The 22150-nt window shown below is 67.9% G+C and carries 28 protein-coding genes; 12 read left to right on the forward strand and 16 right to left on the reverse strand.

Going from position 1 to position 22150, the window contains the following annotated elements; translation table 11 throughout:
- Positions 1 to 11: 11 nt before the first annotated feature.
- Positions 12 to 962: a GNAT family N-acetyltransferase gene (locus ACAM57_RS18490; protein ID WP_369662452.1), complete on the forward strand. Its 951-nt coding sequence runs from the start codon at positions 12 to 14 to the stop codon at positions 960 to 962.
- 10 nt (positions 963 to 972) lie between these two features.
- Here the strand turns inward: ACAM57_RS18490 and ACAM57_RS18495 are convergent, their stop codons facing one another.
- The 4 genes from ACAM57_RS18495 to ACAM57_RS18510 all read right to left on the reverse strand — a co-directional run bounded on the left by ACAM57_RS18495 (position 973) and on the right by ACAM57_RS18510 (position 4404).
- On the reverse strand, positions 973 to 1755 hold the full coding sequence (locus ACAM57_RS18495) for a 3-hydroxybutyrate dehydrogenase (RefSeq protein WP_019653083.1): 783 nt from the start codon (positions 1753 to 1755) through the stop codon (positions 973 to 975).
- Positions 1756 to 1813: 58 nt separating this feature from the next.
- Positions 1814 to 2563: an acetoacetate decarboxylase gene (locus tag ACAM57_RS18500; RefSeq protein ID WP_369658446.1), complete on the reverse strand. Its 750-nt coding sequence runs from the start codon at positions 2561 to 2563 to the stop codon at positions 1814 to 1816.
- 106 nt (positions 2564 to 2669) lie between these two features.
- Entirely contained in the window at positions 2670 to 3890 is a 1221-nt protein-coding gene (locus ACAM57_RS18505) for a patatin-like phospholipase family protein (RefSeq protein WP_126018888.1), read from the reverse strand.
- A gap of 64 nt (positions 3891 to 3954) precedes the next feature.
- Positions 3955 to 4404: a CHRD domain-containing protein gene (locus tag ACAM57_RS18510; protein WP_126018886.1), complete on the reverse strand. Its 450-nt coding sequence runs from the start codon at positions 4402 to 4404 to the stop codon at positions 3955 to 3957.
- A gap of 116 nt (positions 4405 to 4520) precedes the next feature.
- Between ACAM57_RS18510 and ACAM57_RS18515 the strand changes: the two genes are divergently transcribed.
- Complete coding sequence (locus tag ACAM57_RS18515) at positions 4521 to 5078, forward strand: DUF924 family protein (protein WP_369658447.1); 558 nt, start codon at positions 4521 to 4523, stop codon at positions 5076 to 5078.
- Positions 5079 to 5100: 22 nt separating this feature from the next.
- Here the strand turns inward: ACAM57_RS18515 and ACAM57_RS18520 are convergent, their stop codons facing one another.
- Positions 5101 to 6024 (reverse strand): YihY/virulence factor BrkB family protein, encoded by a 924-nt coding sequence (locus ACAM57_RS18520; RefSeq protein WP_126020367.1) that lies wholly within the window; start codon positions 6022 to 6024, stop codon positions 5101 to 5103.
- Between the two features lie 75 nt (positions 6025 to 6099).
- Between ACAM57_RS18520 and ACAM57_RS18525 the strand changes: the two genes are divergently transcribed.
- From ACAM57_RS18525 to ACAM57_RS18540, 4 genes are read left to right on the forward strand one after another with little or no spacing between them, the layout of a single operon-like run.
- A complete protein-coding gene (locus ACAM57_RS18525; RefSeq protein WP_184638541.1) occupies positions 6100 to 6669 on the forward strand; it encodes a chromate transporter in 570 nt (189 codons plus the stop codon).
- The gene (locus tag ACAM57_RS18530) at positions 6666 to 7265 is read left to right on the forward strand and encodes a chromate transporter (RefSeq protein ID WP_184638543.1); all 600 of its coding nucleotides are present in this window, start codon (positions 6666 to 6668) and stop codon (positions 7263 to 7265) included. The genes ACAM57_RS18525 and ACAM57_RS18530 overlap by 4 nt, the downstream gene beginning before the upstream one ends.
- 37 nt (positions 7266 to 7302) lie before the next feature.
- On the forward strand, positions 7303 to 8277 hold the full coding sequence (locus ACAM57_RS18535; protein ID WP_369658448.1) for an aldo/keto reductase: 975 nt from the start codon (positions 7303 to 7305) through the stop codon (positions 8275 to 8277).
- A complete protein-coding gene (locus ACAM57_RS18540; RefSeq protein ID WP_369658449.1) occupies positions 8277 to 8753 on the forward strand; it encodes a DUF3237 domain-containing protein in 477 nt (158 codons plus the stop codon). The genes ACAM57_RS18535 and ACAM57_RS18540 overlap by 1 nt, the downstream gene beginning before the upstream one ends.
- Before the next feature lie 263 nt (positions 8754 to 9016).
- Here ACAM57_RS18540 and ACAM57_RS18545 read toward each other — a convergent pair whose 3' ends face one another.
- Entirely contained in the window at positions 9017 to 9538 is a 522-nt protein-coding gene (locus ACAM57_RS18545; RefSeq protein ID WP_184638549.1) for a GNAT family N-acetyltransferase, read from the reverse strand.
- A 52-nt stretch (positions 9539 to 9590) separates the two neighbouring features.
- On the opposite strand from ACAM57_RS18545, the gene ACAM57_RS18550 reads away from it, so the two are divergent.
- The 3 genes from ACAM57_RS18550 (at position 9591) to ACAM57_RS18560 (ending at position 11813) form a co-directional block, all read left to right on the forward strand.
- Complete coding sequence (locus ACAM57_RS18550) at positions 9591 to 10205, forward strand: helix-turn-helix domain-containing protein (protein ID WP_369658450.1); 615 nt, start codon at positions 9591 to 9593, stop codon at positions 10203 to 10205.
- A 129-nt stretch (positions 10206 to 10334) separates the two neighbouring features.
- Positions 10335 to 10505 (forward strand): hypothetical protein, encoded by a 171-nt coding sequence (locus ACAM57_RS18555; protein ID WP_019653095.1) that lies wholly within the window; start codon positions 10335 to 10337, stop codon positions 10503 to 10505.
- Between the two features lie 111 nt (positions 10506 to 10616).
- Complete coding sequence (locus tag ACAM57_RS18560) at positions 10617 to 11813, forward strand: NAD(P)/FAD-dependent oxidoreductase (protein ID WP_369658451.1); 1197 nt, start codon at positions 10617 to 10619, stop codon at positions 11811 to 11813.
- Here ACAM57_RS18560 and rlmB read toward each other — a convergent pair.
- Genes rlmB through ACAM57_RS18580 form a run of 4 tightly spaced genes read right to left on the reverse strand, consistent with a single transcriptional unit; the run spans position 11810 to position 14868 of the window.
- Positions 11810 to 12556: a 23S rRNA (guanosine(2251)-2'-O)-methyltransferase RlmB gene (gene rlmB / locus ACAM57_RS18565; RefSeq protein ID WP_369658452.1), complete on the reverse strand. Its 747-nt coding sequence runs from the start codon at positions 12554 to 12556 to the stop codon at positions 11810 to 11812. The two genes, ACAM57_RS18560 and rlmB, sit on opposite strands and share 4 nt — an antisense overlap.
- Positions 12557 to 12601: 45 nt before the next feature.
- Positions 12602 to 13585, reverse strand: coding sequence for a hypothetical protein (locus tag ACAM57_RS18570; protein WP_369658453.1), 984 nt, complete (start codon positions 13583 to 13585; stop codon positions 12602 to 12604).
- A 19-nt stretch (positions 13586 to 13604) separates the two neighbouring features.
- Positions 13605 to 14105, reverse strand: coding sequence for a ribosomal protein L7/L12 (locus tag ACAM57_RS18575; protein WP_240650468.1), 501 nt, complete (start codon positions 14103 to 14105; stop codon positions 13605 to 13607).
- A 52-nt stretch (positions 14106 to 14157) separates the two neighbouring features.
- On the reverse strand, positions 14158 to 14868 hold the full coding sequence (locus ACAM57_RS18580; RefSeq protein WP_026346226.1) for an ABC transporter ATP-binding protein: 711 nt from the start codon (positions 14866 to 14868) through the stop codon (positions 14158 to 14160).
- Positions 14869 to 14934: 66 nt separating this feature from the next.
- Between ACAM57_RS18580 and ACAM57_RS18585 the strand changes: the two genes are divergently transcribed.
- Positions 14935 to 15555 (forward strand): arylesterase, encoded by a 621-nt coding sequence (locus ACAM57_RS18585; protein WP_311737022.1) that lies wholly within the window; start codon positions 14935 to 14937, stop codon positions 15553 to 15555.
- Positions 15556 to 15621: 66 nt separating this feature from the next.
- On the opposite strand, the gene ACAM57_RS18590 is transcribed toward ACAM57_RS18585, so the two are convergent.
- Together ACAM57_RS18590 and ACAM57_RS18595 are read right to left on the reverse strand one after the other, a co-directional pair.
- The gene (locus tag ACAM57_RS18590; RefSeq protein WP_126018857.1) at positions 15622 to 15825 is read right to left on the reverse strand and encodes a hypothetical protein; all 204 of its coding nucleotides are present in this window, start codon (positions 15823 to 15825) and stop codon (positions 15622 to 15624) included.
- A 127-nt stretch (positions 15826 to 15952) separates the two neighbouring features.
- On the reverse strand, positions 15953 to 17146 hold the full coding sequence (locus ACAM57_RS18595) for a PLP-dependent transferase (RefSeq protein ID WP_369658454.1): 1194 nt from the start codon (positions 17144 to 17146) through the stop codon (positions 15953 to 15955).
- A 109-nt stretch (positions 17147 to 17255) separates the two neighbouring features.
- Between ACAM57_RS18595 and ACAM57_RS18600 the strand changes: the two genes are divergently transcribed.
- Both ACAM57_RS18600 and ACAM57_RS18605 read left to right on the forward strand, forming a co-directional pair.
- Positions 17256 to 18104 (forward strand): helix-turn-helix domain-containing protein, encoded by an 849-nt coding sequence (locus ACAM57_RS18600; protein WP_369658455.1) that lies wholly within the window; start codon positions 17256 to 17258, stop codon positions 18102 to 18104.
- Positions 18105 to 18211: 107 nt separating this feature from the next.
- Entirely contained in the window at positions 18212 to 18661 is a 450-nt protein-coding gene (locus ACAM57_RS18605; protein WP_184638564.1) for a VOC family protein, read from the forward strand.
- Positions 18662 to 18682: 21 nt separating this feature from the next.
- Here the strand turns inward: ACAM57_RS18605 and ACAM57_RS18610 are convergent, their stop codons facing one another.
- The 4 genes from ACAM57_RS18610 to ACAM57_RS18625 form a co-directional block, all read right to left on the reverse strand.
- Complete coding sequence (locus ACAM57_RS18610) at positions 18683 to 19207, reverse strand: phosphoribosyltransferase (RefSeq protein ID WP_126018851.1); 525 nt, start codon at positions 19205 to 19207, stop codon at positions 18683 to 18685.
- A gap of 131 nt (positions 19208 to 19338) precedes the next feature.
- The gene (locus tag ACAM57_RS18615; protein ID WP_093201541.1) at positions 19339 to 20670 is read right to left on the reverse strand and encodes an adenylosuccinate synthase; all 1332 of its coding nucleotides are present in this window, start codon (positions 20668 to 20670) and stop codon (positions 19339 to 19341) included.
- A 23-nt stretch (positions 20671 to 20693) separates the two neighbouring features.
- Positions 20694 to 21854 (reverse strand): ATP phosphoribosyltransferase regulatory subunit, encoded by a 1161-nt coding sequence (locus tag ACAM57_RS18620; protein WP_369658456.1) that lies wholly within the window; start codon positions 21852 to 21854, stop codon positions 20694 to 20696.
- Positions 21855 to 21935: 81 nt separating this feature from the next.
- Positions 21936 to 22124 carry a DUF2065 domain-containing protein gene (locus tag ACAM57_RS18625; protein WP_126018845.1) on the reverse strand — a complete coding sequence of 63 codons (189 nt, stop codon included), beginning with the start codon at positions 22122 to 22124 and terminating at the stop codon, positions 21936 to 21938.
- Positions 22125 to 22150 lie beyond the last annotated feature (26 nt).

Below are 22150 nucleotides of genomic sequence, written 5' to 3' on the forward strand. Positions count from 1 at the left end.
ACTGAATGACAATGACAACCATGTCCACATCTTCGCCGCCCATCGATACCGCTGCCGTCAAGGCGGTCCGGCAGTTCAACCGCTTCTACACCCGCCGCATCGGCGCCTTGGACCCCTACCTTGGCAGCGCCATGTCGCTGACCGACGTACGCGTGCTGTACGAGCTCGCGCACCGCGAAACGGCCGTCGCGAGCGAGATCGGGCGAGACCTCGGGCTGGACGCCGGCTACCTCAGCCGCATCCTGCGCCGCTTCGAGAACGAGGGCTGGCTGGTGCGCGAGCCGCATCCGCGCGACGCGCGCCAGAGCGTGCTGCGCCTGACCGACGCGGGCCATGCCGCGTTCGCGCCGCTGCAGCAGAAATCACGCGAGGAGGCTGCCGCCCTGCTCGCCACGCTCGCACCTGCGCAGCGCCAGCAGCTGGTGCACGCCATGGGCACGGTGCAGTCGCTGCTCGACCCCGAGGCGCCGCCCGCGAAGCCGCAGGCCGCCATCCTGCGCGACCCCGGCCCCGGCGACATCGGCTGGGTGGTGCAGCAGCACGGCGAAATCTACGCACGTGAATACGGCTGGAACAGCACCTTCGAGGCGCTCGTCGCAAGCATCGCAGGCGAGTTCCTGCTCAAGTTCCAGCCCGAATGGGAGCGCTGCTGGATCGCCGAGCTCAACGGCGAGCGGGTGGGCTCGATCTTCGTGGTGCGCAAGTCGGCCACAGTGGCGCAGCTGCGGCTTCTCATCCTCACGCCCGGCGCGCGCGGGCTGGGGCTGGGCGGCAAGCTGGTGGACGAGTGCATCGCCTTCGCGCGCCTGAAGGGCTACCGCAAGATGGTGCTGTGGACCAACAGCTGCCTGACCGCTGCACGCGGCATCTACGCCAGCCGCGGCTTCGAGCTCACAGGTTCCGAGCCGCATGAGGGATACGGCACGCCGCTGGTGGGCGAGACCTGGGAGCTGAAGCTGTAGCGTCTGCCGCTTATTGCATGAACCAGCCGTGGCTCACGACGAGCGACTGGCCGGTGAGCGCATTGGTGGGGAAGCCCGCGAACAGCAGCGCCACGCGCGCCACGTCTTCCGTGGTCGTGAACTCGCCGTCGACCGTCTCCTTCAGCATCACGTTCTTGATGACTTCCTGCTCGGTGATGCCCAGCGTCTTCGCCTGTTCGGGAATCTGCTTCTCGACGAGCGGCGTGCGCACGAAGCCCGGGCAGATCACGTTGGCGCGAACGCCGTGCTTGGCGCCTTCCTTCGCGACCGTCTTGGCCAGGCCGATGAGGCCGTGCTTGGCCGTCACGTAGGGCGCCTTCAGCAGCGAAGCCTCCTTGGAGTGCACCGAGCCCATGTAGATCACGCTGCCGCCGCGGCCCTGTGCGTACATGTGCTTCAGGCAGGCCTTGGTGGTGAGGAAGGCGCCGTCGAGGTGGATGGCCAGCATCTTCTTCCAGTCGGCGAAGCTGAACTCCTCCACCGGATGCACGATCTGGATGCCGGCGTTGCTGATGAGGATGTCGATGCCGCCGAAGGCCGCGGCGCCCTCTTCCACCGAGGCGTTGACCTGGTCTTCGTTCGTCACGTCCACGCCCACGCCGATGGCTTGCGCGCCAGTGGCCTTGAGTTCGGCCGCGGTGGCGTCGGCCGCTTCCTTGTTGAGGTCGGCGATGATGATCTTGGCGCCTTCCTGCGCGAACAGGATGGCGATTTCCTTGCCGATGCCGCTGGCCGAGCCGGTGATGTAGGCGACCTTGTCCTTGAGTTGCATGGTGATGTCCTTGAGGGTTGGGGTTGGAAAGCCGGCGACCTGAAGCCGCCAGCAAGAATCAGGCGAGGTAATCGTGTTCGACGGTGCCGAGCGCGAGCGTCATGTCCGCGATGTAGTGCACCGCCGACTCCACCTTGCGCACTGGCAGATCGGCCACCGGCGCGAGCGCATGCGGATGCAGTTCGAGCGAGCCGGGCCCGCCCCACGCGCCGTGCAGCGTCACGTCGACCATGTGATAGCGCACCAGCTCGCAGATGCGCGCCGTGCCGTCGACGTGCGGAATGATCTTGAGCAGGAAATTCGGCTGCGCGATGCCCGCGAGGATGGGCGCGGGGTCGAGCGTGCGGTGCTTGAAGCCCATCGTGGCCTTGGCCACGCGCACCTTGCCGTAGTCGAGCGTGCCGACCACCACGTCGGTCTCGTAGTCGAGCACCGGAGAGGCGAGCTTCTTCGGAAAGCCCCAGAGCTCGCGCCCACCGGCAATGGGCGGATGGTCGTTCAGGTACATCGCGTGCACGTACGCCCCCTTCTCCACGCCCTTGGCGGTGCGCAGTTGCACCGGGATGACCTGGCCCGACTCGGTGTAGTCGCCGAAGCCGGTCGAATCGGGCATGCGGATGAATTCGTACTTGACCAGCGGCTCGACCACTTCGAGCGGCTCGGGCACCACGGCGCGCAGGGCATCCATGTCGGTGCGGTACGTGATGATCAGGAATTCGCGCCTGGTGAAGCGGTAAGGCCCTGGCGGAAAGGCCGGACTGGTCAGCGGCATCGCGAATGCCGTTCGTCGCACGTCTTCAATGTTCATGATGCAAACATTTCCTCCTGGTGAAGCTGAAGCGGTGAAATGACGGCCCAGTCTCGCGCTGGTTTCTTAGCCGGGGCTGAATCGCCGCGCGACTCGGCCCGACAAGTCAGCGCGACAACCCCGGCCGCTTGACGCGCCCCGAGCCGTGCTCGCCGAGGTCGAAGGTGGTCACGCCGTTGACCGTGGCGTCGGCGCGCAGCGTCTCCGGGTGCGCCAGCGTCACGCGCATGTCGCGCGCGCCGGCCTCCCAGTGCTCTTCCACCGCGGCGCGCGAGAACTCGTAGTCCTTCGACTCCAGCTCGTAGGGCTTGTCGCGGTAGATCAGGTGGAAGATGTCGATGGGCTCGTGCGTGAGCTGCGACTGCACCTCGTGCACGCTCGGGTCGTTGCGCAGGCTGGCGGGCAGCTTGGAAATCAGGTCGGCAATCGCCTGCTGCAGGTTCATGTTGGCGGCCAGCGCGTCGGTGTTCATGCGCGTGCGGCTCGAGTAGGTGATGTCCTTCTGCCGCTCCAGCACGCCCGCCATGGTGCGGGGCATCTCGCCGCGCGCGTTGAACAGGTCGACCTGCAGCACCACCAGCGGCTCGTTGCGCGGGTGCGTGTCGAGCACGTATTGCAGCGGCGTGTTCGAGACGATGCCGCCGTCCCAGTAGTCGTCGCCGTCGATGCTCACCGGCGCGAAGCCCGGCGGCAGCGCGCCGCTGGCCATGATGTGCTCGGGCCCGATGCGCTGGCGCGTGTTGTCGAAGTACACCGAGTTGCCGGTGCGCACGTTCACCGCGCCCACGCTGAAGCGGGCCTCGCAGGCGTTGATGCGGTCGAAGTCGACGAGCCGCTCCAGCGTGGACTTCAGCGGCGAGGTGTCGTAGTAGCTCAGAAGCGGCGCGGCGCCGCCCATCAGGAAGGCTGGCGAATAGCGCGGTTCGAAGAAGCCAGGAATGCCCACCAGCGAGGCCATGGTGGCGCTGTACTGGTTCTGCGTGGCCCGGTCGCCCAGCCACGAAGGCAGTCGCTGCGAAGGCCCCGAAGACACGAGGTGCCAGAACTCGCGCAGCCGGTCGACCCTGTTTTCCTGCGCGTTGCCCGCGATCAGCGCTGCATTGATGGCGCCGATGGAGACGCCTGCGATCCAGTGCGGCTGCAGCTCGGTCTCGCTGAGCGCCGCGTACACGCCGGCCTGGTAGGCGCCGAGCGCCCCCCCGCCCTGCAGCACCAGCGCCTTGCGGGCGGTGCGCATGTCCTCGCGGCGCGAGGCGAAGGGGTCGAGGGGCTTCCTAGAAGCGGTGGAGGCGGCACGGGTTTTCTTCTTCGGGGGTGTCGTCGTCATGCGTTCATTTGACACCACCCCCGAGACACAAACCTGACCAGGGGTTGTTGCCCCTGGAACGATTTCACATCTTCGGCAGCATCTGCCCGCGGATCTCGCCGCCCGGATTCGCGGCCGTATGGATGTTGGCGTACCACTTGCCCGCCGACAGGTCGGCCGCCTGTGCCGGCGTGAGCGTGGCCTGGCCCTCGATCGGGCTGGCCGGGTTGGCGAAAGGCAGCACCACGCCGGCATTGGCGCCCGCCGCGGCCGGGCCGTGGAAGTGCGCCATGGTGGCCGGGCCGCTCAGGCCGGAGTAGGTGATCTTGTACTTGAGCACGTTGGTGTCGCGGTTGAGCCAGGCCTCGGCCATGCCGGTGCCGCGCGTCATGTTCGGCGGGACTTCGCTGGCCGCGTTCATCGCACCGCTGAAGCTCGCGACGTTCGACTTCGACATCATTCCGCAGCCGGCCAGCGCGGCGCTGGCAACGCCGGCGACGAGAGCCGCACGCAAAAGAGAGCGATATTGGGTCATGAGCTTGATCTCCTGGTTGTGAAAGCGTCCACAGCATAGGCAGCTCCCTGGGCCCTTTCCTGTCGGCCATCGCCCCGACTTGGCCCGGCGTGCACAACCTGAAAGAGAATGTGTCGATGACTTCTTCAGCCCCTGCAGTCCCTTCGGCCCGCGACGTGGTCGGTTTCTGGAGCGAAGCCGGCCCCGAGCGCTGGTTCGCCAAGAACGACGCCTTCGACGCCGACTTCATCTCCCGCTTCGCCGAAGCACACCAGGCCGCAGCCCGCGGCGAGCTCGACCACTGGGCGGCCGACGCCCAGGGTGCGCTGGCCCTGCTGGTGCTGCTCGACCAGTTCCCGCGCAACGCCTGGCGCGGCAATCCGCACATGCTGGCCACCGATGGCCGGGCGCTGGCCGTGGCCAAGGCCGCGATCGAGGGGGGCTTCGATCGCCAGTGCGAGCCCGTGCTGCAACGTTTCTTCTACCTGCCCTTCATGCACTCGGAAGTGCTGGCCGAGCAGGAGCGCTCGGTGGAGCTCAACGCCGCGCTCGACGACAACACCCAGCGCTTCGCCGTGCTGCACCGCGACATCGTCGCGCGCTTCGGCCGCTTTCCGCACCGCAACAGGATGCTGGGGCGCGCCAGCACCCCGGAAGAACAGAAGTTCCTGGACGAAGGCGGCTTCGCAGGCTGAGCCGCCTGCAAGGCAGCGCCGGTCAGTCGTCGTTGTGCGGCAGCGGCGCTTCGCGCGTGGGGGACGGGTTCAGCTCGGGCAGGTCCTTCATGTCCTTCATCGAGCCATAGGTGCGCGCATAGACCCAGGTGAACTCCGCGCCCAGCAGGAATATCTGCGCCGAGTAGTACACCCACACCAGCACCACCACCAGCGACCCCGCCGCGCCATAGCCAGAGGCCACGCTGCTCTTGCCGATGTACAGGCCGATCAGGTGCTTGCCCACGGTGAACAGCAGCGCCGTCACCGCCGCGCCCACCCACACGTCGCGCCACTGCACCTTCACGCGCGGCATGATCTTGTAGATCATCGCGAAGATCACCGTCACCATCGCGAAGCTGAAGACGAAGTTGACGACCTGCGCCGTCGTCTCCCAGGCGCCGAACATCGGCGACCACCACTTGCCCAGCGCGGCGAGCGCCGCGCTCGCCACCAGCGACACCATGAGCAGGAAGCCGATGCCCATGATCATGCTGAACGACAGCAGCCGCACGCGCAGCATGTTGAACAGCCCCTTGGTGTTGGTGCGCGCCGGCGCGCGCCAGATGCGGTCGAGCGCATCCTGCAGTTCGCCGAAGACCGTGGTGGCGCCGACCACCAGCAGCCCGATGCCGACCACCGTGGCCACGATGCCCTCGGTCGGCTTGTTCACGGCCTTGAGCATGCCCTGCACGGCGGCCGCGCCCTGCTCGCCCATCAGGCCCGAGAGCTGCGCGAAGATCTCGCCGCGCGCGGCCTCCTGCCCGAAGACCAGGCCCGCCACAGCGATCACGATCAAGAGCAGCGGCGCGATCGAGAACACCGTGTAGTAGGCCAGCGCCGCGCCCATACTCGGAGCGTAGTCGTTGGACCACGAATTGAAGGCCCGGCGGCAGAGATCGAAGAGCGCGCGCAATTGCGTGACCATTTGCGTGACCATGCTGGAATGTCCTCCGTGAAACGCTTGAAGCAGCTGGATGCCCGCCTACGATAATCGCTCGACATGCAACCGTCTCCCCCCGCAGCCCATCCCCAGTCGCCGCGCGACCTTTTTGTTTCGTTCACATGGCTCGCGCTGCAGGGCTTCGGCGGGGTTCTCGCCATCGTCCAGCGCGAGATGGTCGAAAAGAAGAAATGGCTCACGCCCGAGCAGTTTCTCGAGGACTGGGCCGTGGCGCAGGTGATGCCGGGGCCCAACGTGATCAACCTCGCGCTGATGATCGGCGACCGCTACTTCGGCCTGCGCGGCGCACTGGCGGCGGTGGCGGGCATGCTGACCATTCCGCTGGTGGTGATCCTCGCGCTGGCCGTGCTGTACGCGCACTACGCCGGCAACCCGCAGGTGGCGGCCGCGCTGCGCGGCATGGGGGCCGTGTCGGGCGGGCTCATCGCCGCCACGGGCGTCAAGCTGGTGCCCCAGCTGCGCAAGCACCCGCTGGGCTTCGCGACCTGCCTGGTCATCATGGCGCTGGTGTTCGTGGCCATCGCGGTGCTGAAGATTCCGCTGGGCTGGGTGCTGCTGGTGGTCGGCGGCGTGGCCTGCATCTGGACCTGGAAGAGGATCGCCCCATGACCATCGCGATGCAATGGCACGACTGGCTGGCCCTCTTCGGGCAGTACATGCTGCTGTCGCTGCTGTCGATCAGCGGCGCCATCACCACGGTGCCCGACATGCACCGCTACCTCGTCACGCAGCACGGCTGGCTCACCGATGCGCAGTTCAGCTCCTCGGTCGCCATCGCGCAGGCCGCCCCCGGACCCAACGTGCTGTTCGTGGCGCTGATGGGCTGGAACGTGGGGCTCAACGCGGGCGGCGGAATCGGCGCCGGGCCGCACGCCTGGGTGCTCGGCCTCTTCGGACTACTGGTCACGATGCTGGGCATCATGCTGCCGAGCACCACCCTCACCTACTTCGCCACCCGCTGGGGCCACCGCAATCGCACGCGCCGCGAGGTTCGCGCCTTCAAGCAGGGCATGGCGCCCGTGGTGGTCGGGCTGCTGATCGCCACCGGCTGGGTGCTGGCGGCAGGAAACCATGCCGGCGATGCGCCCGCGTGGCATCTGTGGCTGCTGACCGGCGCCGCCGCGCTTATCGTCTGGCGCACGCGCGTCCACCTGCTCTGGCTGCTCGGCGCCGGGGCTGTGCTGGGCGCCGTGGGCTTCGTCTGACCGTTCTTCCTTCCCCTTTCATCAGGAACACATCGACATGTCGCAACTTCGCCCGCTCGGCCGCTCCGGCCTCCAGGTTTCTCCGCTCGCCTTCGGCGGCAACGTGTTCGGCTGGACCGTCGACGAGGCGGCCTCGTTCAAGCTGCTCGATGCCTGGCTGGACGCCGGCTTCAACTTCGTCGACACCGCGGACGTGTATTCGGCATGGGTGCCGGGCCATACCGGCGGCGAGTCGGAAACCATCATCGGCAAGTGGCTCAGGCAAAGCGGCAAGCGCAACCGCGTGGTGCTGGCCACCAAGGTCGGCAAGCCGATGGGCGAAGGCAAGGTGGGCCTCGCGCCCAAATACATCCGCGAAGCCGTCGAGGCCTCGCTCAAGCGCCTGCAGACGGACTACATCGACCTCTACCAGTCGCACGACGACGACGCCAGCACCCCGCTGGAAGAAACGCTCGGCGCCTTCGACAAGCTGATCAAGGAAGGCAAGGTGCGCGCGATCGGCGCGTCGAACTACACGGCGCCGCGCCTGGCCGAGGCGCTCGACGTGTCGGAGCGCCTGGGCATCGCCCGCTACGAGAGCCTGCAGCCGCTGTACAACCTGTACGACCGCGCCGTGTTCGAGGACGAGTTGGAGCCACTGTGCATCAAGCGCGAAGTGGGCGTGATCAACTTCTACGCGCTGGCGGCCGGCTTCCTCACCGGCAAGTACCGCACCGAGGCCGATGCGGCCAAGAGCGCGCGCGGCGCCAACACCACGAAGAAGTACCTCAACGAGCGCGGCCTGCGCATCCTCGACGCGCTCGACAAGGTGGCCCAGCAGTACAACGCCAAGCCGGGCCAGGTCGCCATCGCGTGGCAGATCGCGCGCCCGGGCGTGACGGCGCCCATTGCCAGCGCGACCTCCGTCGCGCAGCTCGAGGAACTCGTGGTCGCGACGCAGCTGAAGCTGGACGCAGGCACCATCGAGATGCTCGACCGCGCCAGCGCCGAGACCGCGAAGCCCGCAGCCTGATGAGCGCGTTCGATTCCATCGCCGCCCCCACGCTGGAGCATTTCGCCGACCTGCGCATCGAGGTGGGCGTGCCACAGGTGCTGGGCAACAGCCCGCGCGGATTGCGCCGCGTGGTGCCGATCGTCGGCGGCGAAGCCATCGGCCACGGGTGGCGGGCGCGCGTGCTGCCGGGCGGCAGCGACTTCCAGCTGATCGTGAGCGACACGCTCTCGGAACTCGACGCGCGCTACGGTCTGGAGACCGATGCGGGCGACCTGGTCTACGTGCACAACAGCGCAATGCGCAGCGCCCCGCCCGAGGTGATGGGCAGGCTGCTGCGCGGCGAGCCGGTCGACCCGTCGCAGGTGTACTTCCGCTGCAGCCCGCGCTTCGAAACTGCCTCGGCTTCGCTGAAATGGATCAACGAGCGCATGTTCACCGGAGCCGGCGTGCGCCATCCGGCCGAGGTGGTGATGCGCTTCTTCGCGCTGAATTAGGGCCTGTTCACACTATTTCCGGGGTCGCGAAGGGCAGCCAGGGCGGGCCAATCAAGGCGCGCGACGACGCGTGTGCATGCGCACACGCTAGGAGTGCAACGCCGAGTGGCCCGCCCTGGCTGCCCTTCCCGCAGGGTTGGTGCTCCAAGGGGCCGTCTGCGGCGTTGCCCGCGCTTGCAAGGCGCCAGCCTTGCTGCGCACGGGCGCCTTGCATCCAGCCCCTTGGAGCACCAACGCAACCCCGGAAATAGTGTGAACAGGCCCTAACCGTCGACGGGGTTCAGCGGCGTCGAGAGGATGCGCTGATAGAAGGCCACGTCGAGCCAGCGCCCGAACTTGAAACCCGCCTGGCGCACCGTGCCCGAGTGTTCGAAGCCCAGGCTCTGGTGCAGCGCGATGCTGCCCGCGTTGGCCGCGTCGATGGCGCCGACCATCACGTGCACGTCGCGCGCCACCGCTTCGGCGATGACCGCCTCCATCAGCGTGCGGCCCAGTCCCTTGCCGCGGTGCGCGCTGTCGACGTAGACCGAGTGCTCCACCGTGTACTTGTAGGCGGGAAAGGCGCGGAAGCTGCCGTAGCTCGCGAAGCCCAGCAGCTTGCCGCTCTCGTCCTCGGCGCCGATCACCGGGAAGCCGTTGGCGCGCTTGGTGGCGAACCACGTGACCATGTTCTCGGGCGTGCGAGGCTTGTAGTCATACAGCGCGGTGGAGGTGACGATGGCCTCGTTGAGGATGGCCAGGATGGCGGCGGCGTGGGCTTCTTCGGTGCAGGAGATGAGACGCATGGTGCTGGCCTTCGTTGAAATCTCGTTCAATATAGGAGAATAATAATCTCATATGAGAAACGACTCATCTCCTGATCCATCTCCTGATCCATCCCCCGCCGAAGTTTCCGGCCAGAACATCGACCTGCTCATCGCCACCCGCCTGCTGGCGCTGCGCCAGTCGCAGGGCTTGAGCCTCGCGGACCTGGCCGAACGCTCGGGCGTGAGCAAGGCCATGATTTCCAAGGTGGAGCGCGCCCAGAGCAGCCCCACGGCCGTGCTGCTGGGCAAGCTGGCCGCCGGGCTCGGCGTGCCATTGGCGCAGTTGCTGACCGAGGAGAAAGGGCAACCGAAGCGGCTGCGCACGCGCGCCGAGCAGGAGGTGTGGCGCGACCCGCAGGCCGGCTACCTGCGGCGGCAGGTAGCCGAGCGCCAGGCGGGCAGCGGCGTGGAGATGGTCGAGATCGAGCTGCCGCGCTCGGTGCAGGTCGACTACCCACGCTGGAGCGGCAAGCCATACCGGCAATGCCTGTGGATGCTCGAAGGCGAACTGCGGGTGGACTACGGCGACGAGCGCTTCGAACTCGCACCGGGCGATTGCCTGGACTTCGGCGTGGACCGGCCGCTGGTCTTCAAGGCGCTGGGGCGCGGCGCCTGCCGTTATCTGCTGGTGGCAAGCCCGGAATAGCCGACGATGCGCGGAATCGGCGTACCCACGCGGTAGGCAGGCTCCCACATGCACATCCGGCGCGCGCCGGTGCTGCGGGCGGCCTCGTCCTGAATACTGCAAGGTATCCAGACTTTCGGAGGAACGACGATGTCTTTCGCGCTTTACATGATCGGTTTCCTGATCTTCCTGGCCGGCGTCGCATGGGGCGCCTCCGTGGCCGGCGTGCCCACGCTCTACATCGGGATCGGTGCGGTGATCCTGCTGGGCATCGGCATCTTCAGCGCGGTGGGCCGCACGCGCGGCAAGGACCCGTCCTGAGCGTCCTGAGCGTCCTGAGTTCATGCGGGCTTCACGCCGCCCGCACAGAGGGCCGCTAACTTCGCAGCGCGCCGCGGCAAGCGGTGCGCATTGCTTCAAGTCAGCGGCCCCATGCATACATCACCAAGCCTCTTCGCTCCGCTTCTTCCCTCCGCCGCTTCGACGGCGCCCGCACCGGCCTCTTCCGCCGGCAGCGGCACGGGCAACATCAAGGTCGACCTGCTCGTCGTCGGCGCGAGCTTCGCGGGCCTTGCCTGCGCCAGGGCCGCGGCACTCGCAGGCCTGAGCGTGGTGGTGCTGGAGAAGAAGACCGCCGCGGGCACCAAGCTTCACACCACCGGCATCATCGTCAAGGACGCGGTCGACAGCGTGCCCTGGCTGGCCGATGTGCCGCCCGCGCTGGTGCGGCGCATCGAGGGCGTACGGCTCTATGCCCCCGACATGCATCACGTCGACCTGCATGCGCCGGGTTACTGGTTCTGGGCCACCGATGCGCCCGCCCTGCTCGACTGGATGGTGGACTCGGCCCGGGCCTGCGGCGTCGACGTGCAACTCGGCACGCTGTTCGAGCAGGCGCTGTGGCTCAATGGCCGCTGGGAAGTGCCGCTGACGCGCGGTCCCTGCATCACGGCCACATATCTTGTCGGCGCCGACGGCCCGCATTCGCGCGTCGCGAAGGCACTGGGCCTGTCGCGCAACACGCGCTTTCTCTATGGCGTGGAGCACGAATACCAGGGCGCGAGGATGGCGCCCGACCTGCTGCACTGCTTCATCGACCGCAAGCTGGCGCCCGGCTACATCGGCTGGGCGCTCGAAGGCGTGGGCGTGAGCCAGATCGGGCTGGCGCGCCGCGTGGGGCACGGAGACCCGGGCGCGCTGAAGCTCGATCCGCTGCTTCGCAAGATCGCCTCGGCAGTCACGCCCGGCGATGCGCCGCCGGTCGCGGTGCGCGCGGGAATGATCCCCTGCGGCGGCGTGCTGCCCGTGGTGGCGCGCGAACGTGCGCTGCTGGTGGGCGATGCGGCGGGCATGGTGTCGCCGGTGACCGCAGGCGGCATCCACACTGCCCTGCTGCACGGGCAGCGCGCAGGCGAGGCGGTGGCGCGCTTCATCCGGAGGGAAGCGGGCGATCCGGCCACGTGGTTCGTGCGCGGGTATCCGGGCTTCAGGCTCAAGCGCACACTGCGCTGGGCCTTCGACCACTTCCAGAACGACTGGATGTTCAACCGCCTGCTGGGCACGCGGCAGATGCGGCGGGTGGCGGAACTGGTCTATTTCCACCGCAAGGGTGGATCGCCGGGAAGTTAGGCGGTTCGCTGGCGCAGCGCCTCGTACAGGCACACGCCGCTGGCCACCGAGACGTTGAGGCTCTCGACCGCGCCGGCCATAGGGATGCTCACGAGCTCGTCGCAGGTCTTGCGCGTGAGCTGCCGCATGCCCTCGCCTTCGGCGCCCAGCACCAGCGCCAGCGGGCGCTTGAAGTCGCTCTGGTAGATGGTGCCCGGCGCGTCGTCGCTGGTGCCCACGCACCAGATGCTGCGCTCCTTGAGCTCGTTCAGCGTGCGCGCGAGGTTGGTGACCATGAAGTACGGCACCGTCTCGGCCGCGCCGCTGGCCACCTTGGCGACGGTGGCGTTGATGCCGGCCGCATGGTCCTTGGGCGCGATGACCGCGTGCGCGCCGGCACCGTCGGCCACGCGCAGGCAGGCGCCGAGGTTGTGCGGATCGGTCACGCCGTCGAGCACCAGCAGCAGAGGCACGGTGCCGGCCTCTTCGAGGCCTTCGAGCAGTTCGTCGAGGGAGCGGACCTGGGCCACGGGCTCGACCCGCGCCACCACGCCCTGGTGGCCGTGGCTGCCGCTGAGCTTGGAAAGCCGCGCGCCGTCGGCCTCGATGAGCCGAACGCCTGTTTCCTGCGCGCGGGCCAGGAACTGTTTCATGCGCGCATCGCGCCGGCTGGCGTCGAACAACACTTCGAGCACCGACTTCGGCGCGGTCTTGAGGCGCACGCCCACGGCATGGAAGCCGAAGATCACTTTGGGGGAAGACATCGGTGGATTATCCCTGCCCCCTCGGGGCCGGCCCCACCCGCCCGCTCAGGCCAGCGGCAGGCCGCTGAGCGCGCGGGTGCGCTCGTCGTGCAGTTCCTGCACCGCCAGCGCCCTCGGATGCACCTTCGCGGCGTTGCCCACGCTCTCCAGGTACTGGCAGGCGGCGTGCCCCTCGGCGGCCTTCTCGTAGCGCGCGATCCAGGCATCGCGCGCGGGCAGCTTGTCGGGCGACACCGGCCACACGCCCGGACGGGGCCGCATGTGGTCGCCGATGCCGACGCGCCAGGGCTTGGCACTCAGCCGGGCGCGAAAGCAGTTCTGGTTGCGGCACATGCGCGCGTAGACCTTGTCGACGCCCAGCGCGTGGAAGCAGTCGGCCACCGCCATGTCGGACGGGTTGAACACGTCGTGCATCGCCAGCAGCCGGAAGCCCGCCGGCGTGCGGTAGATGCGCAGGTTCCAGTCGGGATGCTGCTGCATGAAGCGCGCGATGCGCTCGGCGGCCCGCTTCTCGGGTGCCGGGTTGCCGCTGTGCTCGCCGCGCTTCTTGCGCTGGCCGATGACCCAGGCCACGGCGAAGACCACGATGCCCGCGATCAACCCGCCCAGCCAGGTCCTGGCGGCCCAGCCGCCGACCACGCCCGCGATCAGTGCAGGCACCAGCGCGAAGCCGAACACGCTGCCGCGCAGGGGCTCCTCGAAGTCGATGTCGACGAAGAGCACGTCGGGCGTGTTGAGGCAGCGCGCGCCGTAGCCGTTGCGGGTGACGACGGTATCGCCGTGCCGCTCGACGATTTCCTCGCGGATCGGCACGCCCTCGGCACCGTTGTAGGCGAGCTTGCGTTCGCGGCGCTCGAGCTTCTCGCCCTTGTGGGCGATGCGGTCGAAGGCGTCGCGGGTGCGCTGGTCGGCGTGCGCCTGTGCCGCCACGGGGCTCTCGTCGGACCAGCCGTAGCGCCGCACGGTGATCTGCTTGCCGGCCACGCGCTCCTGAATGCGGCCTTCGGCCCAGTACTGGGGAACGATCATCGATTTGTTTTTTCTTGGCTCAAGCCTTCTGTCCGAACAGCAGCCAGACCATGACCGCCGCCAGCAGGATGATGAGCACCGGCAGCCATTTGTAGCCGCCGCCGTACACGCGGCCCGGCTCGTCCATGGGACGGCGGGGCATGTGCTGGGTCAGGGGGCCGAAGCCGCCCAGTGTGGGATCGTCATGGTTGTCGACCAGGCGCTTGGCCGCCGCCAGGCTCAGCCCGGTGGCCTCGCGCGTGAGGCGTATGGCCTCGATCTTGTTGCCCTGCGCAAGCGCCGTGAGCGCGGTGGAGGGCATCGATGCGAAGCCGCGGTCCTGCCTGGCCGCCGTGGGCACGCAGCGCCCGCCCATGGCGCTGCTGTCGTCGTCTCCCGCTTCCTGCCGATCGGCAAAACGATCGACGGCTTCCTTGGCCGACTTGAGGTCCATGCCCGTGCGGGCGCGCACGATCTTGATGGCCTCGATCATCCTGCCGCGCTGCAGCGCCAGGACGGCGTCGGGCGGAAGTTCCTCCATGAACATCTCCTTGAATGTGGCTTGCTATTCATTTAATAGCTTATTGCTCTTGTCAGGCAGGCGCCAGAGCCACTTTTTCATTAAGCGCGACGCGACCGGCCTCGATGGTGATACGTCGTTCGCAACGCGCGGCGATGCCACGGTCATGGGTGACGAGCACGAGCGTGGTGCCCAGCTCGCGGTTGAGGTCGAACATCAGCTGCATGACCTGCTCGCCGGTGGCGAAGTCCAGGCTGCCGGTGGGTTCGTCCGCCAGCAGCAGCGCGGGCTGCACGACGAAGGCACGGGCCAGCGCCACGCGCTGCTGCTCGCCGCCGGAGAGCACCTTCGGGTAGTGGCCCAGGCGCTGGCCCAGACCGACACGGCCGAGCATCTCGGTGGCGGCCTTGCGGGCGTCCTTGCGGTTGGCCAGCTCCAGCGGGAGCATCACGTTTTCCAGAGCACTCAGGTTGCCCAGCAGCTGGAAACTCTGGAACACGAAGCCCACGCGCTGCGCGCGCACGGCGGCGCGCTCGTCCTCGTCGATGGCGAAGATGTCCTGCCCCGCGAGCTTCACCGTCCCGCGGGTGGGCGTGTCCAGCCCGGCGATGATCGACAGCAGCGTGCTCTTGCCGGAGCCCGAGGCGCCGACGATGGCGGCGGTTTCCCGCGCGCCGAGGGTGAAATCGATGTCCTGCAGAATGTCCAGCGTGCCTGCCGAATCGGTGACGGACTTGAACACATGCTCGACGGCGACAATGGCATCAGACGGGGGTTGGGACATGGAAAGGCTCTGGTTTTGAATCGACGTGACTTTATCTTGACCACCACCGCGCTCGGCAGCGCGGGGATATGGACGACGACGGCGCAGGCCCAGGCATCGTCTTCCACGGCTGCTTCTTCAGGCAAGCCGGTGATCCTGGTGCTGGGCGATTCGCTGAGCGCAGAGTACGGCCTCAAGCGCGGCGAGGGCTGGGTACCCTTGCTCGAGAAAAGGCTTGTGCAGCAGAAGATCTCCGCCACGGTGGTCAACGCCAGCATCAGCGGCGACACCAGTTCCGGCGGGCGCGCACGCTTCGCGCCGCTGCTCGCGCAGCACAAGCCCAGCCTGGTGGTGCTCGAACTCGGGGCCAACGACGCGCTGCGAGGCCTGCCGCTGTCCGACACCGAAAGCAACCTGATGCAGATCACCAAGGCCGCGCAGGCCGCGGGCGCGAAGGTGCTGATCGTCGGCATCCAGGTGCCGCCCAACTATGGCGGCGACTACACGCGGCGCTTCGAGGCGGTGTTCTCCAAGGTGGCGAGCGCGACCAAGTCGGCGCTCGTGCCCTTCCTGCTCAAGGGCGTGGCGGATGCGCCCGACGCGCTCTCGCTGTTCCAGGCCGACCGCATCCACCCGACGGCGGCCGCCCAGCCGCAACTGCTGGACAACGTCTGGGCCGAGCTGCGCAAGCTGTTGCCCAAGCAATGAAAAAGCCGCCGCGGGCAAGTGCCTGCGGCGGCTTTTCTTGATGGATCGGCAAGCCTGGACGGGATATCAGCCGTTCTTGGTGGGCAGGTCCGGCACCGTGGGCGGATCGCGTTCGAGCGAGGCAACGTCGGTTTCGGGATCTCCGGGCGCCAGCCCGTCGCTGCTGGGATTGAGCTTGCGGTTCGCCTTTTCGCGGAGCTTGTCTTCCTTCTTCTTCTTCTTGGCCAGCTCTTTCTGACGCTTTTCGTAGCCGTAGTTGGGTGTTGCCACTGGATCTCCTTGAGGCGAGGCAGTCGGGTTGACTGCCGTGGCCTACTGTAAGCGATAAAGCTGCAGTCTCGAGGAGGTACCCCATGACGCGCTCGAGGCGACAGGAGCGACGGCAGGATGCGATTTCTTACATCCGAGCCAGCGCCTGCTGAAGATCGGCGCGCAGGTCTTCCACGTCTTCGAGGCCGATGGAAAAACGCACGAGCGTGCCCTTGTACGGCCAGCGCGCCACGCTGGCATCGCGCATCAGGCCGATGTCGTAGGGCACCACGAGGCTGATCGGTCCGCCCCACGAATAGCCGAGGCGGAACAACTGCAGGCTGTCGCAGAAGCGGTCGACCTGCTCGGTGCTGTAGCGCTCGTCGAACACCACCGAGAACAGGCCGGCGGCCAGATTGGTTTCGCCGCACAGCGCGCGCCAGTGGGTATGGCCCGGGGAATCCTCGAGCGCAGGGTGCAGCACCTGCGCGATCTCCTCGCAGCCGTTGAGCCAGCCGGCCAGCTCGCGCGCGGCGCGGTCGTGCGCGGCATAGCGCAGCGCGATGCTGGGCAGCGAGCGCAGCAGCGTCTCGACGTCGCCCACGCCGATGCCGAAGCCCATGCGCATGTGCGTGAGCTTGAGCGCGCGGTGCAGGCGCTCGTCGCGCGTGGTCACGCTGCCCATGAGCACGTCGCCGCCGCCGCTGGGGTACTTGGTGAGCGCGTGCACGGAAATGTCGACGCCCTGCCCGCTGCCGTTGAAATCGAAGGGCGCGAAGGCCAGGCCTGCGCCCCAGGTGTTGTCGAGCACGGTCATCACGCCGCGCGCACGGCAGATGCTGGCCAGCGCCGGCAGGTCGGGGAACTCCATGGTCACCGAGCCCGCCGCTTCCAGCCATACCAGCCGCGTGCGCTCCGAGAGCTTGGCCGCGAGGTCGGCCGGGTTCATCGCGTCGTACAGGCGGTGCGTGACGCCGAAGTTCGCCAGTTCGCCGGTGGCCAGCGCCTTGTTCGGGCCGTAGGCGTTGTCGGGAATCAGCACTTCGTCGCCGGTCTTCAGGAAGGCGAACGAGACCAGCGAGATGGCCGCCAGACCGCTGGGCACGAGCAGGCACTCGGTACCGCCTTCGAGCGTGGCCAGGCGCTCTTCCAGTGTGAAGGTGGTGGGCGTGCCGTGCAGGCCGTAGGTGTAGCCGGCCTTGGTGCGCCAGTCTCGCGCGCGCATGGCGGCGACGTCGGCGAAGAACACGGTCGATGCCTTGAACACGCCGGGCTGCGGCGCGGCGAAGGTGGCGGGCGGAACGTAGGGGTGGTGGATCAGGTTCGTGGAAGGCTTGCTCATGGGTGCATGCTAGCGCGACCCGCATTCGGGGCCTTGCGCGGAGCTTCCGTCGCACAATGCGCGGACCGGTCCTCCCCTTCATCCCGTTTCATGGAAGAAGCCCGAGACAGTGCAGCTGACACGCCTCGCCCCTCCCCACCTGCGGCCCTTCGTGCGGCTGATGTGGGCCTCGTCGCCCGACGGCACGCCCGTCGAGCAGCCGGGCGCACGCGAGCATGTGCTGCCCACCGGCGGCATGCATCTGGTCTTCAGGCTTTCGGGGCCGTCGTTGCGCCTCTTCCACGACGGCGCCGACGTGCAGGGATTCACAGTGGGCTACGCGATGGTGGGCGGAACCCGCTCGGCCTTCTTCGTGCGCGACGTGTCGGTGACGACGCGCTCGGTCGGCGTCATGCTGCAGCCGGGGGCGGCCCGGGCCCTCCTCGGCGCTCCCGAAGACGCTCTGGCCGAGCGGCATACCCCGCTCGAAGCGCTCTGGGGCGCGGACGCGAACTTCGCGCTCGAACAGCTGCACGGCACCGACTCGCTGCCGCGGCAGCTTGCCATCGTCGTCGCGCTGCTCGAAGCACGCCTTGCCTCGTCCGCGATGCATGGCCTGCACCCCGCGGTGGCGCAGGCATTGGCGCGCATGTCCGGCGCGAGCGCCAACGACGACGACGGACAGGCCGGCGCCATCGGCCAGCTCGTGAAGCAAAGCGGCTACAGCCACCGGCGCTTCATCGCTCTCTTTCGCGGCATGACCGGGCTGGCGCCCAAGCAGTACGCGCGCATGCTGCGCTTCGACCATGTGCTCGGGCAATTCGCCATCCAGCCCGCCCGGCCCTGGGTCGAGCTGGCGCTGGATGCCGGCTACAGCGACCAGGCGCATTTCAACCGCGACTTCCTGGCCATCGCCGGCATGTCGCCGCAGGCCTACCGGCGCGCGGCACCGGCTTCTTCACGGCACGTGCGCATCTGAGCCGAGCGCCGGAGCAGGCGCCGCGCCGCAGGTCAAATTTGTTCAAGACGACGCGAAGCGCGAATACCAGAATCGCGCCCATCACAACCCGAAGGGACAACGACGCCATGGCCATCCACGAACTGTTTCCGTACCTCTGCGTCAACGACGCCAATGCAGCCATCGAGTTCTACTGCAAGGTCTTCGAGGTGAAGGAGATCTTCCGCCTGACCGAGCCCAGCGGCCGCATCGGCCACGCCGAGCTGGACTTCCACAACGGCGCGATCCTCATGATCTCGGAGGAATTCCCCGAGTTCGACATCCTCAGCGCGAAGACGCTGGGCGGCAGCGCAGTCTCGCTGCATCTGCACGTGGACGACGCCGACGCGGTGGTGGCGCGCGCGGTCGCCGCGGGCGCCACGCTGGACATGGCGCCGCAGGACCAGTTCTATGGGGAACGCTCCGGCGTCTTCCATGACCCCTTCGGCCATCGCTGGAACGTGGGGCACAGCATCGAGAAGCTGACGCCGGAGGAAATGCAGCGGCGCTACACCGCCATGTTCACCGACGCCGGGTGATCCGGCGCCGGCATTGCCGGATCAGACCGACCACTTCTCGATCAGCTTCTCGGCGCCGAGCGAGTCGTAGCCCTCGAAGGGCTGGTGGATCCAGGGGTTGGTGGCCAGGTACTCGACCGAGTAGTCGGGCGTGAAGGTCGACAGCGCCTTGGTCCAGATCACGGCGCTGCGCAGCTCGGTGATGGGCTTGTAGTTGTTGCGCAGCATGTCCATCACCGCGTGCAGCGTGTGGCCCGAGTCGGCCAGGTCGTCCACCAGCAGCACCTTGCCGGCGATCTCGCCCTTGGGCGTGGTGATGTAGCGGGCGATGTCGAGATGGCCCTGCACCGTGCCGGCATCGGCGCGGTACGAGCTGGTCGACATGATCGCCAGCGGCTTGTCGAAGATGCGCGAGAGCACGTCGCCCGGGCGCATGCCGCCGCGCGCCAGGCACAGGATGGTGTCGAACTGCCAGCCCGACTGGTGCACCTTGATCGCGAGCTTCTCGATCAGGTTGTGGTACTCGTCGTAGCTGACGTAGAGATGCTTGCCGTCTTCAGTCAACATAGCGTGGTTTTTCCTTCAATGTCTCTTCTTCTGGGGAACACCGCGGAACCGGCTTCGCCGGGCCGCTGGTGTTGCCCCCTGCAAGGGGGTTGGCGGCCACACGAAGTGGGCAAGCCTGAGGGTTAGGCAGATCAGTCGGCCAGGTAGGGGTGGCGCATCATGATCGTGTGGTCGCGATCGGGGCTGGTGGACACCATGTGGATCGGCACGCCCGTGACCTGCTCGATGCGCTGCAGGTACAGCCGCGCATTGATCGGCAGCTTGTCGTATTGCGTGACGCCCACGGTGCTTTCGCTCCAGCCTTCCAGCGTTTCGTAGATCGGCGTGCAGCGCTCGATCTCGTCCGCGCCCATGGGCAGGATGTCGGTGGTTTCGCCGTCGAGCTCGTAGCCGGTGCACAGCTCCAGCTTCTCCAAGCCGTCCAGCACGTCGAGCTTGGTGATGCACAGGCCCGACAGGCCGTTGACCTGTGCCGAGCGCTTGAGCAGCGCGGCGTCGAACCAGCCGCAGCGGCGGCTGCGGCCGGTGGTCACGCCCTTCTCGGCGCCCACGGTGCTCATGTGATAGCCGGGGGTGCCGGGCGTGGCCCAGTCGAGTTCGGTGGGGAACGGACCGCCGCCCACGCGGGTGCAGTAGGCCTTGGTGATGCCCAGGATGTAGTGCAGCATGCCCGGGCCCACGCCCGAACCGGCGGCGGCGTTGCCGGCCACGCAGTTGCTGGAGGTGACGTACGGATAGGTGCCGTGGTCCACGTCCAGCAGCGTGCCCTGCGCACCTTCGAACAGCAGGTTGGCGCCGTCGCGGTTGGCATCGTTCAGCTCGCGCGAAACGTCGGCCATCATGGGCTTGAGCAGCTCGGCGTGCTTCATCGCCTCGTTGAAGACTTCGTCGAAGTCGATGGCGGGCGCGCCCAGCACCTGGGTCAGCACGTGGTTGTGCAGCTCGAGCAGCACGCGCAGCTTGGCGGCGAAACGCTCGGGATGCTTCAGGTCCTGCACGCGCAGAGCGCGGCGGGCGATCTTGTCTTCATAGGCCGGGCCGATGCCGCGGCCGGTGGTGCCGATCTTCTCGATGCCGCCCTTCTCGCGGTAGGCCTCGCGCGCGATGTCCAGCGCAGCGTGGAACGGCAGGATCAGCGGGCAGGCCTCGCTGATGCGCAGGCGCGAGCGCACTTCGACACCAGCCTTTTCAAGCCCCTCGATTTCCTCGAACAGCTTGGCGGCCGAAAGCACCACGCCGTTGCCGATGTAGCACTTGACGCCGGGCCGCATGATGCCGCTCGGGATCAGGTGCAACGCGGTCTTCACCCCGTTGATGACCAGCGTGTGGCCCGCGTTGTGGCCGCCCTGGAAGCGGACCACGCCCTGGGCGCTCTCCGTCAGCCAGTCGACCAGCTTGCCCTTGCCCTCGTCGCCCCACTGGGTGCCGACGACGACCACGTTTCTTCCGGTGGTTACGCTCATGCTCGTTCCATTACTTCAAAAAATCAGATCGCACGGACACTCCACTGGCCGGCCTGCTCGACGAGCTCGCGGTCGCAGTGGAATTCATCGATTTCGCTGCCATGGCCCGGCAGCACGCAGACTACCGTTTCACCGGCCTTGCGCAATTGGGCAATGGCCTGACTCAGGCCGGCCGCGTCGCTCCAGGGCGCGCGGATGGCGGCGCGCAGCGGGCGGGCCGGCAGCACGCCGACCAGTTCGCGCACGTCGAGGCTGAAGCCGACGGCCGGGCGGTTGCGGCCGAACACGGCCCCCACCTCGTCGTAGCGGCCGCCGCGCACCAGCGAATCGGCCGCGCCGGGCACGTAGATGCCGAAGCGCATGCCGCTGTAGTACGCATAGCCGCGCAGGTCGGCCAGGTCGAAGCTGATCTGGCGGCCGGCCACGCCCCGCAGGCCGGCGGCAAGCTGCTTCAGGTCGGCCAGCGCCGAACCGACCGCGGGCGTGCCCTTCAGGGCCTTGGCGGCCTCGTCGAGCACGGCCTCGTCGCCGTAGAGCTGGATCAACGCGCGCAGCCCCTCGCGCGAGGCGGCGGGGAAGTTCCTGGTGAGCGACTCGAGCTCGCTCGCGTCCTTGGCCGCCAGTGCTGCATGCACCTGCGCCAGGGTGGCGCCGTCGACCGGCACGCCGGCGAACAGGGCACGCACGATGCGGGCATCGGCCAGGTCGACGATCACGCCCTCGCGCAAGCCGGCGGCATCGAGGCAGTCGAGCGCCAGCAGCAGGGTTTCGGTGTCGGCCTCAAGGCCGGCGTGGCCGTAGATCTCGGCGCCGAACTGCAAGGGCTCGCGGGTGGCATGCGGGCGGTCGGGCCGGGTGTGGAGCACCGGGCCGCAGTAGCACAGGCGGACCACGCCGTCGCGGTTCAGCAGGTGGGCATCGATGCGCGCCACCTGGGGGGTGGTGTCCGCGCGAAGGCCCATGCTGCGGCCGGAAAGCTGGTCGACGAGCTTGAAAGTCTGGAGGTCGAGCGCCTCGCCGGTACCGGAGAGCAGCGATTCGAGATGCTCGAGCAGCGGCGGCATCACCAGCTCGTAGCCGTAGCCACGGGCGGTATCGAGCAGCTGGCGTCGAAGTTCTTCGATGTGGCGCGCCTCGGAGGGCAGCACATCGGCAATGTGATCCGGAAGGACCCAGGCGGACATGGGGATCGGGGGCGTGGTTAAAACGGGATTCTACCGGCACCGGGCACCCGGTCCGGCACGGGCGTCAATCGGCGGGCCGGATCAGCCCAGGATCCAGAGCAGGACCAGGCCCAGAACGATGCTGCAAAGCCCGAAGAAACGCAGCTGGCCGTCGCGCAGCTGCATGAGCTGCCCGAAGCCGCGCCGCCACCCTCCCGGCGACACGAAAGGCAGGATGCCCTCGATCACCAGGACGAGCGCCAGCGCGCTCCAGAAAGTGTCGGCGCTCACGGCTCCTGAAGTCGGCTGCGGCCGGA

Source organism: Variovorax sp. V15 (assembly GCF_041154425.1).
GTDB classification, from domain to species: Bacteria; Pseudomonadota; Gammaproteobacteria; order Burkholderiales; family Burkholderiaceae_C; genus Variovorax; species Variovorax guangxiensis.

What these genes read in the sequence shown, in the direction of transcription:
- ACAM57_RS18615 (WP_093201541.1), bottom strand. Translation starts at nt 20,670, where the DNA reads ATGAGCGTAACCACCGGAAGAAACGTGGTCGTCGTCGGCACCCAGTGG.
- ACAM57_RS18505 (WP_126018888.1), bottom strand. Translation starts at nt 3,890, where the DNA reads ATGACGACGACACCCCCGAAGAAGAAAACCCGTGCCGCCTCCACCGCT.
- ACAM57_RS18490 (WP_369662452.1), top strand. Translation starts at nt 12, where the DNA reads ATGACAACCATGTCCACATCTTCGCCGCCCATCGATACCGCTGCCGTC.
- rlmB (WP_369658452.1), bottom strand. Translation starts at nt 12,556, where the DNA reads ATGTCTTCCCCCAAAGTGATCTTCGGCTTCCATGCCGTGGGCGTGCGC.
- ACAM57_RS18550 (WP_369658450.1), top strand. Translation starts at nt 9,591, where the DNA reads ATGAGAAACGACTCATCTCCTGATCCATCTCCTGATCCATCCCCCGCC.
- ACAM57_RS18555 (WP_019653095.1), top strand. Translation starts at nt 10,335, where the DNA reads ATGTCTTTCGCGCTTTACATGATCGGTTTCCTGATCTTCCTGGCCGGC.
- ACAM57_RS18515 (WP_369658447.1), top strand. Translation starts at nt 4,521, where the DNA reads ATGACTTCTTCAGCCCCTGCAGTCCCTTCGGCCCGCGACGTGGTCGGT.
- ACAM57_RS18580 (WP_026346226.1), bottom strand. Translation starts at nt 14,868, where the DNA reads ATGTCCCAACCCCCGTCTGATGCCATTGTCGCCGTCGAGCATGTGTTC.
- ACAM57_RS18510 (WP_126018886.1), bottom strand. Translation starts at nt 4,404, where the DNA reads ATGACCCAATATCGCTCTCTTTTGCGTGCGGCTCTCGTCGCCGGCGTT.
- ACAM57_RS18530 (WP_184638543.1), top strand. Translation starts at nt 6,666, where the DNA reads ATGACCATCGCGATGCAATGGCACGACTGGCTGGCCCTCTTCGGGCAG.
- ACAM57_RS18500 (WP_369658446.1), bottom strand. Translation starts at nt 2,563, where the DNA reads ATGAACATTGAAGACGTGCGACGAACGGCATTCGCGATGCCGCTGACC.
- ACAM57_RS18605 (WP_184638564.1), top strand. Translation starts at nt 18,212, where the DNA reads ATGGCCATCCACGAACTGTTTCCGTACCTCTGCGTCAACGACGCCAAT.
- ACAM57_RS18575 (WP_240650468.1), bottom strand. Translation starts at nt 14,105, where the DNA reads ATGGAGGAACTTCCGCCCGACGCCGTCCTGGCGCTGCAGCGCGGCAGG.
- ACAM57_RS18560 (WP_369658451.1), top strand. Translation starts at nt 10,617, where the DNA reads ATGCATACATCACCAAGCCTCTTCGCTCCGCTTCTTCCCTCCGCCGCT.
- ACAM57_RS18610 (WP_126018851.1), bottom strand. Translation starts at nt 19,207, where the DNA reads ATGTTGACTGAAGACGGCAAGCATCTCTACGTCAGCTACGACGAGTAC.
- ACAM57_RS18520 (WP_126020367.1), bottom strand. Translation starts at nt 6,024, where the DNA reads ATGGTCACGCAATTGCGCGCGCTCTTCGATCTCTGCCGCCGGGCCTTC.
- ACAM57_RS18570 (WP_369658453.1), bottom strand. Translation starts at nt 13,585, where the DNA reads ATGATCGTTCCCCAGTACTGGGCCGAAGGCCGCATTCAGGAGCGCGTG.
- ACAM57_RS18620 (WP_369658456.1), bottom strand. Translation starts at nt 21,854, where the DNA reads ATGTCCGCCTGGGTCCTTCCGGATCACATTGCCGATGTGCTGCCCTCC.
- ACAM57_RS18495 (WP_019653083.1), bottom strand. Translation starts at nt 1,755, where the DNA reads ATGCAACTCAAGGACAAGGTCGCCTACATCACCGGCTCGGCCAGCGGC.
- ACAM57_RS18540 (WP_369658449.1), top strand. Translation starts at nt 8,277, where the DNA reads ATGAGCGCGTTCGATTCCATCGCCGCCCCCACGCTGGAGCATTTCGCC.
- ACAM57_RS18545 (WP_184638549.1), bottom strand. Translation starts at nt 9,538, where the DNA reads ATGCGTCTCATCTCCTGCACCGAAGAAGCCCACGCCGCCGCCATCCTG.
- ACAM57_RS18595 (WP_369658454.1), bottom strand. Translation starts at nt 17,146, where the DNA reads ATGAGCAAGCCTTCCACGAACCTGATCCACCACCCCTACGTTCCGCCC.
- ACAM57_RS18535 (WP_369658448.1), top strand. Translation starts at nt 7,303, where the DNA reads ATGTCGCAACTTCGCCCGCTCGGCCGCTCCGGCCTCCAGGTTTCTCCG.
- ACAM57_RS18525 (WP_184638541.1), top strand. Translation starts at nt 6,100, where the DNA reads ATGCAACCGTCTCCCCCCGCAGCCCATCCCCAGTCGCCGCGCGACCTT.